This is a genomic window from Nocardia sp. NPDC005366 (assembly GCF_040606855.1).
Lineage (GTDB): Bacteria > Actinomycetota > Actinomycetes > Mycobacteriales > Mycobacteriaceae > Nocardia.
The window spans coordinates 166,764-179,004 of sequence record NZ_JBEXFQ010000016.1 but is presented as its reverse complement, the minus strand read 5'-3'; the positions used below and the strand labels follow the sequence as shown (position 1 = coordinate 179,004).

The window sequence follows — 12,241 nt, the reverse complement described above, 5'->3', positions numbered from 1 at the left end:
GTCTGGATCAACGAACCGCCAGCCACCCTCCGAACCGACCACCCGCCACAAACCCCCTACGCAGCCTGATGTCTCATCCGGATTGACAGCTTCCGGAGCGCTTTGTCGGCCGCAAGGCGTTCGGCGATACGCTGCGGCGGCCGGAGATCTGGCCACGCGGCCGACGTGGTCGCCGACTCAGATGTTGGTGTTCGTGTTCAGCCCAGTCCGGCAACTGGTATTTGCGCGCCGTTCACGGCCGACGAGCTCTCGGCAACGAGGAACGAAATCGTTTCGGCGATCTGTACCGGGTCAACCCAACCCGATCGATCGGCAGCCGGTTGGCGTTCTCGATTTGCGGCTGTGTCGATGACGGATGGGAGCACCGTGTTCACGCGGATCCCTTCCGATTTGTACTCGGTGGCCAGCGCTCCGAGGAACGCGGCCACGGCCGCTTTCGATGTGATGTACGCGGCCGCACCCGGAAACGGTGACAAAGCGGCCTTCGCCGAGACGCCAACAATGGCGCCGCCACCTGATGCGATCAGCTCCGGAACGGCGGCGTGTGTGAGGTGACAAAGAGGCCGCAGGTTCAGACCGAGGAGACGATCGAATTCCTCCGGGGACGTTTCAGCCACTCGACCAGTCATGGCGAAGCCCCCCACCAGATTGACAACGGCGCGGAGCGGGGCGGCGTGTTCGGCCACGGCCTTTTTCACGACATCCCGCACATCCGAGATCTCGGACAAATCAGCCCGTATCGGTACGAGCGAGTCATCGGTCGGGTGACCGGGACAACTCGTGTTCGACGATCCAGGGCACCACGACGCGCCAACCGTCATCGAGTAGCTTTCGGGTGACCGCGGAACCCAGCCCCCGGTTCCCCCGGAGACGATGACTGTTCTGTCAAACTCCTATCCGGGTGTTGTTCTCCGTGCTGGGGAGGCGTGCCCCGCTTCCGATCGGGCTTCCGGTCACAACGGATCCAATGATGACCGGGGTCCTCGGGGCGGCAGGTCAGCTGGCGGTCCAGCGCGGTGACCTCTTCTCAGCGAAAGCGGTCGCCCGCTCGATCGCGTCCGCGCTTGAGAGCACGACTCCCCGCTTCACGCGCGTTGCATTCCCACATCCGGTCCTCGGCGACTATTCGTGCGTTCACGATGCCTGCGGCGACGCGCTTTGTCGCCTGCACCGCGAGCGGTGCATTGGCGGCGATCTGCTCGGCCAAAGCCTGCGCCTCGGACAGTACGTCGGATGCCGGATCGACCCGATTGATCAGTCCCAGCTGCAGTGCACGATCGGCCGAGATTGCTTCACCGGTGAGCAGCAATTCCATGGCAACCGCCCGCGGAATGCGGTCGGCCAAGCGGAACGCGCCGCCGGCGGCCGCCATCAAGCCGCGTTTGACCTCGGGCAGCCCAAAGAGAGCTGAATCCGCTGCGACGACCAGGTCCGAGGCCAAGGCAAGTTCCGTGCCTCCGCCGAGCGCGGTTCCGTTGACCGCGCAGATCGTCGGGGTGGCGACCGGATGTCCCACCCAGCCGGCGAAGCCCCATTCCTCACGACCTGCGGGCACGATGTCCTCACCCCGTGCGATTGCCTTCAGATCCGCACCTGCACAGAAGGACTTGCCTCCTGCACCGGTGAGTACGATCGCCCGGATCCCCGGGTTCTCGTCCGCCTGAGTCAGCGCGTTTCCGACGCCGAGACAGACGTCGCGATTGACCGCGTTGCGCGCCTCCGGCCGGTTGATGGTGATGGTCATGACGTAACCGGCGACTTCGATGAGGACGGCGTCGTTGGATATGGGGTCTCCGTAAGCTGTTAGGCGGCCCAGGAGGGCCGGATGTGGCTTGCCTGTAGTGGCTTCCAAGGAGTGGCCGTCCGACCCTCTGGGGCGCCCTGGCTGCTGATTGAGATATGCGCGCGATATGCGGTCGCTGATTACGGAGACGACAGCGGGGTGCTCCTCGGACCGAACGTGTGCCGTGACGAGCGAGGAGTGCTGAGTGGGAATTACGCGGGCCCGCGCATGGGCCGGTGTCGATGCCGGTAAGGGCCATCACTGGGCGGCGGTCGTCGATGACACCGGAGCCACGTTGTGGTCGAAGAAGATCGACAATGACGAGACCGCGATCCTGACCGCGTTGGGTGAGATCCTGGCCCTGGCCGAGGAGGTCTGCTTCGCCGTCGATATCTCCGGCACCTCGTCGGCGTTGCTGCTGGCCCTGCTTGCCGCGCACGGGCTCTCGGCGGTGTATGTGCCCGGACGCACCGTCAACCGCATGTCGGGTGCCTACCGAGGTGAAGCCAAGACCGGCGCCAAGGATGCTTACGTCATCGCCGAAACCTCCAGGCAAAGAGCCGATTTCACGACGATCGACGTGCCCGCGCAGTTGGTGGCCGACCTCGCCTTGCTGACCGCGCACCGCACCGCACCGCACCTATCTGGTCGCGGACCGGGTCCGCATGATCAATCGCCTGGGTGATGTGCTGACCGGGGTGTTCCCCGCGTTGAAACGGGCTTTCGACTACAGCGCTCACAAGGGGGCGTTGATCTTGCTGACCGGCTATCAAACCCCGGCCGCGATCCGTCGCCGTGGGCATACCCGGTTGACGGTGTGGCTGGCCAAACGCCAGGTGCGGTCGGCGAAGACGTTCGCGGCCACCGCGATCGCGGCCGCGGACGCTCAGCAGACCACCCTGCCCGGCGAGAGCGTTGCCGCGCAGATCGTGGCCGAGCTCGCGCCGCGGGCGATCCTGGACCTCGACGACCGGATCAAACGCCTCCAGACCCAGATCCGCGATACCTTTCGCGCGCACCCGCAGGCCGAGATCATCGAGTCCTTGCCCGGGACCGGTCCAATCCTGGGCGCAGAACTGGTTGTCGCCGCAGGCGATCTGAGGGCTTACGCCGATGCTGGGCACCGGGCATCGGCGGCGGGTCTGGTACCGGTCCCGCGTGATTCGGGTCGCCGGACCGGTAACCTGCACCGTCCGAAACGGTACAGCCGCCGGTTGCGTCGGGTGTTCTACCTGTCGGCCCAGACCAGCATCATCCGAGACGGGCCGAACCGGGACTTCGGGACCCACACCGAGGTCACCGGTCCGCAGCCGGCCGCCTGGGGCGATCGCCCTCAACGTGTCCGCCGGTCGGTTCCAGTATCCGAGCATCGGACGGTACGAGTCGGCGAAAGGGCCCTCCGTGGTCGGCCCGATCACGATCTCGCCCACGATGCCATCCGATACTGGCGCTCCATCCCCGTCGACCACCGCGACACGGATGTGAGCCAGCGGGTAACCGACACTGCCCTCCGGAGCGGAGACTCGGTCCTCCTGCGAGACCACCGTCGGGGCCTCCGTCAGGCCGTACCCAGCCACCAATCTGCAGCCGTACCGTGCCCGGAATCGGGTGGCGAGACCCGGGGGCGTCCCCGAGCCGCCGATCCCCAGTTCCTTGACATCCGAGAGTTCGTCACCTCCGGTCTCGGCCCGATGGACCGGGTCGTAGGCGATGGTCGGCAGCACGATCACCCGCTGCACCCGGTGTCGCGCGATTCCCTGTATCAGGCCTTCCACATCGATCCTGGGCAACGCCACACACGCCGCGCCGCATGCGAAAACGGCCACCGGACCGAGGATCTGGAGGTTCAAAATGGTCAGCGGCAGTGCCACTCCCTGCCGGGAACCCGGCTCCATCGCTTCTTCCAACAGAAACCGGGCCGCCGGCAACATCATGTTGTGCTGACTGTGCACCCGCCCTTCGGCCTGCCGGTGGTCCCGCTGGTGTAGGAGATGGCAGCCGGAGCATGAGGGTCGACAGCCGCACGAATGGCTGTCCTGAGCGGTTGGGCGGCAACCGAGCGAGCGAACTCCTCGTCGACGGCGATGATCTGGCAGTCGGACTCCGGCAACGATCGCAGGATCGGTGAGCCCGGAAGGACGAGGGCAACGGCCGCACCCGAATCGCCCAACTTGAAGTGCTGTTCCGAGACTCCGAGTTTGGGATTGATGCCCACCCAGATCGCACCGAGACGCATACACGCGAGAAACCCCACCACGATGTCGACGCCGTTGAGGAGCGCCATGGCCACACGGCTCCCGGTCTGGACCCCCACACCGAGCAACTCTGATGCGAAGCGATCGACGCCGCGCGTCCAGGGCGGCGTATCCCAGCGACTCTTCGTCATCACACCGGGCTTCCCGATCCGGGGTGTCGCGCACCCACCGGTCGAGCACCGCGGCCACCGTGGCGGGTCCGGCTGGCGGAGGTGACGGATTCCAGCGAAACAGCCCGCGGTGGTCGACGGCCCCGCCCACGATCGAATCCACTACCGTGCGCCTGCGCCTGCGCCTGCGCCTGCGCCTGCGCCTGCGCCGGCCCGCTCGCCGTCGGCGAGCAATCGCACGACACCCGGCCGATCGAGCTTTTCGTTCTCCGTCCTCGGAAGCTCATCGACCCGAATGATCTTGCGTGGGATCTCATAGGCTGCGAGATCCGCTCGAAGTGGGTTGCGTAGCTCTGCCAGGGGTGGCAAGGGGCCGTCGGACACCGCCACTGCCACCGGGATCTCGCCCAGACGCTCGTCGATCTGTCCGGCCACGGCGCTGTCGATGACACCGGGGAGCTTGTTGATCGCCGCCTCGACCACCGCCGGGTAGACGTTGAACCCACCGCACAGGATCATCTCGCGCACCCGGCCGAGTACGTACACGAATCCGTCCTCGTCCACCTTGCCCAGATCCCAGGTGTGCAGCCAGCCCTGCGGTCCCGGCGACTTCGGTCGGCCGTCCTCGCCGATGTAGCCCGCCATCGAACCGCCACCGCGAGCCACGATCTCGCCTGGCTGTCCGACCGGAACCTCGACGCCGTCGGCATCTTCGATGCGCACCTCGACGCCCGGGGCCACCCGGCCCACCGTGCCGTCCGGTCGCAAACTCTTGCGCACATCTTCGATCCGCTCGAATGCGACGGCACCGGCGAACTCGGTCTGCCCGTAGTTTCGCAGGACCGGTATGCCGTAGCGCTCTTCGAACTCCTCGCGGGTCGCATCCGGGATCGGCGCGGTACCGACGGTCACCGACTTGACTTCACCCAGCCCGCGCTTATCCGGCCAGCGGGCAAGGTCGAAGACCATCGCCGGGGTGAGCTTGAGAATCGTCAGGCCGAATTCGTCGACCAGACGCAGCGCGACCCGCGCGTCGAACTTCGGCACGAGCAACACCGGCTTGCCGGTATACCAGCTCATCAGCACGCCCAACACCCCGGCCATGTGTGCCATCGGGGTGAACATCGGCGACGGCCCCCGCGCGGGGTCGGTGGGCATTCGCCCTTCCTTCGGCAGTCGGCTTCCGAGAGCCACACCCTCGAGGGACCGACCCAGACCATCGACGGTCAGTACCGTGCCCTTAGGACGACCGGTGGTGCCAGAGGTGAACACACGACGAGAATTTCGTCTGGCTCGGCCGGTGAGTCGCCCGGGGCCAACTCGGCAGCGATGTCGTCGCGTCCGAGAACTGCGTCCGAACACGACTCCACAACCCGGCGCTGGGCCTCGGCGGCAGGAAGTAGCGCACCAAGGAGCACCGCTGACGCCCCCGATTGCCAGACCGCACAGATGCGGGCGACGTTGTCGTTGTCGTTGGCGCAATGCACCGCGACTCTGCGCGCTCCCGCCGGGATCCGATCGCACCAGGAGTTCACCCGTGCGGCGAGCCCGCCGAAGGTCAGACGTTCGCCGTCGAGTTCGGCGGTGGCTTCTGCTCCCGGCGCCACTGCGGCGATGCGAGCGACGAGGTCTCGGATCGTGCCGGATTCCGTCATTGCTTCCCTGACTTCTCGATTGATGGGTGTGTGAGTCGCCGATCGCAGAACGTTCAGCGCGGCATGGCCGGGTCTCGGGGCATCCCGAGGACCTGTTCGGCGATGGTGTTGCGCTGGATCTCCGAGGTCCCGGCGCCGATTGTCGAGGCCCGTGTCCGGAAGAAGCCCCACGTCCAGCGACCACGTTGGACCGCGTCAGGATCCTTCGGTCCCAGCACCCCAGCACCCCAGCACCCCGGCATCACCGAGTAACTCGACGGCGAACTCATGGAGTTCCTGTTCGAACAGCGAGTTGTAGAGACGCGCGGTCGACGAGGACGGACCCGGCTCGCCGTTGGCGAGGATGCCGGAGATCGTCCGCATACCCGTGTAGCGCATGATTCTGACCTGGCTTTCGAAGCCCGCCAGCTTGTCTCGCACCACGGCGTCTTCAGTGGCACCCAACTCGTGGGCCAGCGACACCAACTCGTCGACTACCCGTCGATAGGTCGCCGCTTGATTCATCGAGCCGGCCGCGCGTTCGTGCCCGAGGCTCGTGCGAACCAGCTTCCAGCCATCGTTTTCATCACCAACCCGGTTGGCGATCGGAACTCGAACGTCGTCGAAGTAGATCTCGGCAAAATCCGAGGCGCCGGTCAAATCCCGTAACGACCGCACGGTGACCCCGGGGGCGTGCGCATCGATCAGGAGGTAACTGATACCGCGTTGCCTCGAATCGGACGTACCGGTCCGGACCAGAGTGAACAGAATGTCCGCTATCTCGGCGCGTGTATTCCACAGCTTTTGACCGTTGACCACGTAGACCGCATCGGCACCATCACCCTTTCGAATCGCGGTGGTGCGCAACGCGGGCAGATCGGAGCCGGCTTCCGGTTCGGAATAGGCCTGGGCCCAGACCTCGTCACCACGAAGCATCGGGCGCAGATAGCGTGCTCTCTGCTCGGGGGTGCCGTACTTGATCATCGTCGGGCCGGCGATCGGCAGTCCGGTCGCCAGCGTCATTGAGGTGCCTTTACCGTCGTGGGACTGTCCATGTCGCGGTTTGCATTCAGAGCCCGCGGTACTCGGATTCACGGCGCTCGCGCAACGACGCGATACCTTCTTTGAAATCCGCGGATCGCGTTGAGATCTTCTCGAAGGTCGACTCGTTCGTCAACGCTTGCGCCAAGTCGACTTCGAGGTGTCGGTCCAGCATGGCGTGTGCGAGTCCCACCGACACCGTGGCCGCGTTCGCGTACTGCTCGATGACCGACTCGAAACTCTCGTCCAACGGTCATCTATATGGGGACGCGCTTCATGGCGACCAAGGAATCCGGCGCCGCACCCGAGTTGAAACAGATGCTGGTCGACTCCTCTTCCACGGACCTGCGGTACACCGGCGACATCGCCGGTGTACCGGCGAACTGGCTGGTGCCGTCGATGCGGATGCTCGGCCTGGACCCGGAGAATCTACCGGCACCCAAGGGCCCGATGCGCCACGATCATCTACCGGAACACGTGAAGCCGTGGAAGACTTTCTGGAGCGCCGGCCAGGGCGTCGACCTCGTCGACGATGTGCCCACCGTCGCCGAGCTGGTCCGACGTCTGCGCCAGGAGTACGTGGATGCGTGCGTAACTCAGGACATGGCCGACGCTGCGCGGCTCGTGGAGCAGGTCTCGGATCACCCGGTCCGGTGATTGCGCCGGGCCGCTGACAGCCGGGAGGATCGTCATCCGCGGGCCGGGACCACAGCAGCACCGAGGTCCCGGCCGACAGACTACTGACTGCGGGTCGATCCGCCGGGATACCCGCCGCCGCCGAAGGCTGCGTCCAGCGCGCGATAATCCTTGGCACCCTCGGCCGTACGGGGTAGCACATCGACGAACGCGATGCTCTTCGGCTTCTTGTACGAGGCGATGCGCTCCACACAATGCGCGACGATCTCCCTGCCCGTCACCGCCGCTCCGTCGGCCACTACGACTATCGCCTTCACCGATTGGATGAACTGCGGATCAGGTGTGCCGATGATCGCGGCCTCTTTCACTCCGGGATGCGTCTCGATGCAGGCCTCCACCTCAGCGGGATAAACGTTCTCCACACCGGTCTTGATCATCTGGGTCTTGGGCCCGATGAACGCGACGACCCCGGTGGATTCCCGGCGACCGAGATCGTTCGTGCGCCAGCCGCCGGAGCGGGTTCGCTGCGCGTTGAGCTCCGGACGGTTCCAATAGCCCGCGTGCACCAGCGGTCCCGAGAACTCGATCTCGCCGGTCTCTCCGTCGGCGACCTCGTTGCCGTCTTCGTCGAGGATTCGCACGCGCGTCCAGGGCGACGGGCGGCCTGCCGTCGAGACCGAAGGGTCACCACCGTACACCGCGTAGACGTCCAGTCCGTTCACCTCGGTCTGCCCGTATCCCCCGAAGCCGAGACGACCGAACGGCGACGTGTCCGTCTGCACCATATCCGCCCATCCAGGCATCGGGATGGGTGACCGGAAGGACGAGAGATCGTATTCTCCGTCAGCATTCAGCTCGACGATCTTGCTGATCGTAGGCGGTAGCACCATGCCCGCAGTGCACCGCTCCGACGCGATCAACTCCATCACGTCCTGCGGGTCCGCGCGCCTGGTGAAGACATTCTTGCCGCCGATCAGAAAGGTTGCAACGGTGTACATCGCCGTGCCGATGTGGAACAACGGCCCGTTGTTCAGGTATGCGTACCCCGCCCACATGTCGGCCAGCCGGAGAAGGTTCGCGCTCTGCGTGGTGAGGCTCAGGTTAGTGAGCATCGAACCGTTGGGGCGTCCACCGAATGCCGCCGTGTAGATGACCAGCACCGCGGCGGAGGAATCACCCGGCACATCCGGGCGGTTCGGCGACCCGGCACCGAGGAAGGACTCGTAGTCGATGCCCTCGCCTACGGTATCCTCACTGATCCATGCTCCTTTGTGCTTCGCGAGACCGCGTGCCTCGGCGATGACATCGCCGAGGGCTTCCGATTGCCAGACGACGACGGCCGGGGCCAGATCGTCGATCACGAAGGCGATCTCGGCGGCCGACTGACGCCAGTTCACCGGGCAGACCATCGCATTGAGTTTGGCGCACGCGATCAGTAGTTCCAGTACCCGATGACAATTCTGGCCCAGCCAGAGGACCCGCTCGCCGGGACCGACGCCGGCCGCCGACAGGCTCGAGGCCAGGCGATCGGTGCGGTCGTCCAGCTCGCGATAGGTGTACCGCACACCGCGGCAGACGAGTGAGGTGTCGTCGGCGAAGGTATGCCGATGTTGGCGAGCGACGTCGCCCAATGTCAGTGAATGCATGACGTTCTCTCCGGTCAACTGCGAATGAGTAAGGCGCCCATGGGATTATTAAGTATCCTAATAGGCCGGTAGGTGCTTGTTCATTGCCACTTCCACACCGGCGCGCGCTTCTCCAGGAAAGCAGCCCGCGCCTCCGCGGAATCGTCGAACTTGCGCAGGCGCGCCGTGTAGTCCTGCTCGATCCGATACGCCTCATGGGCCGGCAACGACTCCGTTCGATCGAGCGACTCCTTCGCAAGCCGTACCGCCAGCGGACTCTTCGATGCGATCTCCTGCGCCACGTCGCGCGCAACGGAATAGAGACGCTCGTGCGGAACCACTTGCGCGATCCCCTCGTATTCCGCCATCTCCGCGGCCGGAACGAGCCGTCCGGTGAGATACAGTTCGCGGGTTCGCATCGGCCCGACCATCCGTCGCAGGTGCGCACTGGCGCCGAGGAGTCCGACGTTGATCTCGGTCGCGCCGAAGCGCGCGCGGTCGCCGGCGATCACGATGTCGCTGACCGCCACCAGGCACAATCCGCCGCCGATGGCGGCGCCCTGCACGGCGGTTACGACGGGGACCGTGCAGTGCGCGAGGCCTTCTATCGCTCGCCTTGCCACCGCCCGGATCGGCCATGGACGAGAGGTCACTCTCCTCGGCCGTCGGGTCGTCCATCTCTTTGAGGTCGGCGCCGGCGATAAAGGCACCGTCACCCCCGGTCGTGAACAGCGCTGCGGCCACACGACGAGTGGCCAGCGGCTCGAAGGCCTCGGCTATCTCGGCGAGAGCCTGCCGGGTGAGTGCGTTGACCGGCGGCCGGCTGAAGTGCACCTCCGCGACCGACCCGTCGACGGTGATCTCGACGAACTCCATATGCCACCTTCCTGACCTGTATGACCCACGACGGCGCGGCGGCGACGGATGGCACCACGGCACGATTGCCGCACCCAGCTCCTCGGTGTTCGCGGAAAACCGACCAAAGCGACATCGCATGGCCCTTTATTGAGTACACTCTATCTCACCATCAGGAGTGAGCGGAGGCACACTTGCAATGAAACAGGATGACCGTTACTTCGAACCCGACATCGAACTGATGTCCCGAACGGAGATCGACGCACTTCAGGAGGAGAAACTCCTCGAACTCGTTCCCTACGCGTACGAGCGTTCGGCGCTCTACAAAAAGGTGTGGGACGAGGCGGGGGTGCACCCGCGCGACATCAAGACCACACAGGATTTCCGCGAGCGTATTCCCTATATCACCAAGGACGACATCCGCGACTTCCGGGATGCGACCGGCGACCCCTTCGGTGGGCTGCTCTGCGTCGACGCGACCGAGCTCGACAGCATCTCATCGAGTTCCGGGACCACCGGGGACGCCACGTTCTTCGCCGAACAAGGGAAGTGGCGTCCTCTGACCACCAGCTTCATCCGTGACATGTGGGAACATGGTCTGCGCCCGGGAGACAACGTCCTTGCTGCGCCGATGACCTTCCGAGGCTACGGCCAGGACGACATGAGGCAGCTCGGCTGCGTCAGTGTGTGCGTGGACACGGCGCCCGGCGCGGACTGGACTCCGGTGTTGGAGGCCATCGGCGAGTACGACGTCCGTTACATCCAGTTGCTGGGACCGGCCATGGCCGCGCTGGAGCGCGCAGCGGAGAAACTCGATATGCGTCAGGCGCTCGACCCGGTCAAGTTCGTCAGCTTCGCCGGAGAGCCGCTGGGTTCCCGACTCCAGAACCGGGTCCGCAACGACTGGGATACCAGGTTGACCTTGTGGACCAGCGCCGGAGACACCGGCACCGCGTGGGAGTGCCAGGAACACGACGGTTACCACCTGTGGGAGGACACCGTCTTCCCTGAGGTCCTCGATCCGGCGGATCGGACACCTGCGCCGGAGGGTCACGTTGGCGAGTTGGTGGTGACCGACATCGACAACCGCACCGCTCCTCTGATCCACTATCGGGCCGAGGATCTGGTCCGATACTCGACCGGCGTTTGTGGCTGTGGCCGGTCCCATCGCCGGATCTGGCCGCTGGGACGAGAAGGTGACCTGACCGTCGTCAGCGGCAAGGGTGTCATGCCGCTCGAGATCTGGTCGGCCATCGAGAAGCTCGACGAGACGAGGTCGGCACTCTTCCAGATAATCCGGCCGCAGCGCGAACTGGACGAGTTGCGGATTCGGGTGGGGTACGCGCCGGAGCGCACCACCGACCTGACCGATCTGCACGATCGCCTCAGCACCGAGATCAGCTCGGCGACCGGAGTTACGCCCAAGCTCGAGCTCGTCGAAGAACAGGCCATCATCAGCCGCGCCTCGTCGGCGGCGAAGATCCCGAGGATTGTGAAAGCATGACCCGAGAAACAACCACCGCGCGCGCCGGTCTCATCGAGAAGGACTGGCCGAGTATTATCGCCCGCTTCGGTGCCGGTGACCAGACCGTCAGCTATCCGGTCTCCGAGGCCGACATGGCAGCCGACGCCCGGTTCTGGTCGGAGGTGCTGTCCGGGTACGGCGTGGGGCCCGGCTCACGGGTCCTGGTCTGCTCCTCCGGCATGGAGATCGGATGGACCATCCCGGTGCGCGACGCGATCGGCCACCTCAACGGTGTGGTGTGCCCGGTTGAGGCGTGGGGCTGGGACGCACGACGTTTCGAGCTCTTCTGCCGACGTCTGACCCCCGATGTCCTACTCGGTGCGAACCGCGCCAACATCGACGGCATGGCCGGAATCGTCGAGCCGTCCGAGGGGCTGTCCGCGGTCGAGCACCTCCTGGTACATCCCGACGCCGTGGACCCGCTGCTAGATGCGGGCATCTCCCGGCCGGGCATCGTGGTCTGGCTAGGACCGGCCGCAGGAGTGAGTCTCGCAGACGGCAGTGGCATCGGATTCGACGAGAGTCAATGGACAATCGATGACGAGGACGGCGAGCTGGTCGTATCGAGCAAAGGGAATCGTGCAGCCGATTTCGATCGACAGCGGACAGGGGTGGCCGGTCACGTCGAGACCACCGCAGCCGGCCCGAGGATCGTGCTCGACGAGCTGGGCTGAGAGTTCGCTGAGCAACAGTGCGGCCAGTGCGGCCCGCGGGATTTCGGCGGGCCGCAGAGCCATCTGAGGGGCGGGCCGTCGCGGAGTGGCTCGTGTGCCCGGT

The 12,241-nt window shown here is 65.5% G+C and carries 10 protein-coding genes and 5 pseudogenes; 4 read left to right on the top strand and 11 right to left on the bottom strand.

The window, feature by feature from the left end:
* Positions 1–197 precede the first annotated feature (197 nt).
* Both ABZS43_RS20140 and ABZS43_RS20135 read right to left on the bottom strand, forming a co-directional pair.
* A pseudogene (locus tag ABZS43_RS20140) lies at positions 198–875 on the bottom strand (SDR family NAD(P)-dependent oxidoreductase).
* A 121-nt stretch (positions 876–996) separates the two neighbouring features.
* Positions 997–1,744 (bottom strand): annotated as a pseudogene (locus ABZS43_RS20135) (enoyl-CoA hydratase-related protein).
* Between the two features lie 244 nt (positions 1,745–1,988).
* On the opposite strand from ABZS43_RS20135, the pseudogene ABZS43_RS20130 reads away from it, so the two are divergent.
* A pseudogene (locus tag ABZS43_RS20130) lies at positions 1,989–3,063 on the top strand (IS110 family transposase); the annotation flags it as partial.
* A 189-nt stretch (positions 3,064–3,252) separates the two neighbouring features.
* Here the strand turns inward: ABZS43_RS20130 and ABZS43_RS20125 are convergent.
* The 6 genes and pseudogenes from ABZS43_RS20125 to ABZS43_RS20100 all read right to left on the bottom strand — a co-directional run.
* Positions 3,253–3,678: pseudogene (locus ABZS43_RS20125) on the bottom strand (AMP-binding protein); the annotation flags it as partial.
* Between the two features lie 35 nt (positions 3,679–3,713).
* The gene (locus ABZS43_RS20120; protein ID WP_355037434.1) at positions 3,714–4,169 is read right to left on the bottom strand and encodes an AMP-binding protein; all 456 of its coding nucleotides are present in this window, start codon (positions 4,167–4,169) and stop codon (positions 3,714–3,716) included.
* A gap of 141 nt (positions 4,170–4,310) precedes the next feature.
* On the bottom strand, positions 4,311–5,420 hold the full coding sequence (locus tag ABZS43_RS20115; protein WP_355037423.1) for a fatty acid--CoA ligase family protein: 1,110 nt from the start codon (positions 5,418–5,420) through the stop codon (positions 4,311–4,313).
* Complete coding sequence (locus tag ABZS43_RS20110; RefSeq protein WP_355037422.1) at positions 5,375–5,803, bottom strand: hypothetical protein; 429 nt, start codon at positions 5,801–5,803, stop codon at positions 5,375–5,377. Before ABZS43_RS20110 ends, ABZS43_RS20115 begins: the two co-directional genes overlap by 46 nt.
* 195 nt (positions 5,804–5,998) lie before the next feature.
* Positions 5,999–6,805: an acyl-CoA dehydrogenase family protein gene (locus tag ABZS43_RS20105; protein WP_355037421.1), complete on the bottom strand. Its 807-nt coding sequence runs from the start codon at positions 6,803–6,805 to the stop codon at positions 5,999–6,001.
* A 46-nt stretch (positions 6,806–6,851) separates the two neighbouring features.
* The gene (locus tag ABZS43_RS20100; protein WP_355037420.1) at positions 6,852–7,073 is read right to left on the bottom strand and encodes a hypothetical protein; all 222 of its coding nucleotides are present in this window, start codon (positions 7,071–7,073) and stop codon (positions 6,852–6,854) included.
* Positions 7,074–7,084: 11 nt separating this feature from the next.
* Between ABZS43_RS20100 and ABZS43_RS20095 the strand changes: the two genes are divergently transcribed.
* Positions 7,085–7,480 (top strand): hypothetical protein, encoded by a 396-nt coding sequence (locus ABZS43_RS20095; protein WP_355037419.1) that lies wholly within the window; start codon positions 7,085–7,087, stop codon positions 7,478–7,480.
* A gap of 80 nt (positions 7,481–7,560) precedes the next feature.
* On the opposite strand, the gene ABZS43_RS20090 is transcribed toward ABZS43_RS20095, so the two are convergent.
* The 3 genes and pseudogenes from ABZS43_RS20090 to ABZS43_RS20080 all read right to left on the bottom strand — a co-directional run.
* Positions 7,561–9,105, bottom strand: a complete 1,545-nt coding sequence (locus ABZS43_RS20090; protein ID WP_355037418.1) for an AMP-binding protein — start codon at positions 9,103–9,105, stop codon at positions 7,561–7,563.
* An 80-nt stretch (positions 9,106–9,185) separates the two neighbouring features.
* Positions 9,186–9,707, bottom strand: coding sequence for an enoyl-CoA hydratase-related protein (locus tag ABZS43_RS20085; RefSeq protein ID WP_355037417.1), 522 nt, complete (start codon positions 9,705–9,707; stop codon positions 9,186–9,188).
* 52 nt (positions 9,708–9,759) lie between these two features.
* Positions 9,760–9,960: pseudogene (locus tag ABZS43_RS20080) on the bottom strand (enoyl-CoA hydratase-related protein); the annotation flags it as partial.
* Between the two features lie 178 nt (positions 9,961–10,138).
* On the opposite strand from ABZS43_RS20080, the gene ABZS43_RS20075 reads away from it, so the two are divergent.
* Both ABZS43_RS20075 and ABZS43_RS20070 read left to right on the top strand, forming a co-directional pair.
* On the top strand, positions 10,139–11,443 hold the full coding sequence (locus tag ABZS43_RS20075; RefSeq protein WP_355037416.1) for a phenylacetate--CoA ligase family protein: 1,305 nt from the start codon (positions 10,139–10,141) through the stop codon (positions 11,441–11,443).
* On the top strand, positions 11,440–12,138 hold the full coding sequence (locus ABZS43_RS20070) for a hypothetical protein (RefSeq protein ID WP_355037415.1): 699 nt from the start codon (positions 11,440–11,442) through the stop codon (positions 12,136–12,138). Before ABZS43_RS20075 ends, ABZS43_RS20070 begins: the two co-directional genes overlap by 4 nt.
* Positions 12,139–12,241 lie beyond the last annotated feature (103 nt).

Coding starts and splice junctions, on each gene's coding strand:
- ABZS43_RS20120 (WP_355037434.1), bottom strand. CDS start 4,169: ATGACGAAGAGTCGCTGGGATACGCCGCCCTGGACGCGCGGCGTCGAT.
- ABZS43_RS20110 (WP_355037422.1), bottom strand. CDS start 5,803: ATGACGGAATCCGGCACGATCCGAGACCTCGTCGCTCGCATCGCCGCA.
- ABZS43_RS20105 (WP_355037421.1), bottom strand. CDS start 6,805: ATGACGCTGGCGACCGGACTGCCGATCGCCGGCCCGACGATGATCAAG.
- ABZS43_RS20095 (WP_355037419.1), top strand. CDS start 7,085: ATGGGGACGCGCTTCATGGCGACCAAGGAATCCGGCGCCGCACCCGAG.
- ABZS43_RS20090 (WP_355037418.1), bottom strand. CDS start 9,105: ATGCATTCACTGACATTGGGCGACGTCGCTCGCCAACATCGGCATACC.
- ABZS43_RS20075 (WP_355037416.1), top strand. CDS start 10,139: ATGAAACAGGATGACCGTTACTTCGAACCCGACATCGAACTGATGTCC.
- ABZS43_RS20070 (WP_355037415.1), top strand. CDS start 11,440: ATGACCCGAGAAACAACCACCGCGCGCGCCGGTCTCATCGAGAAGGAC.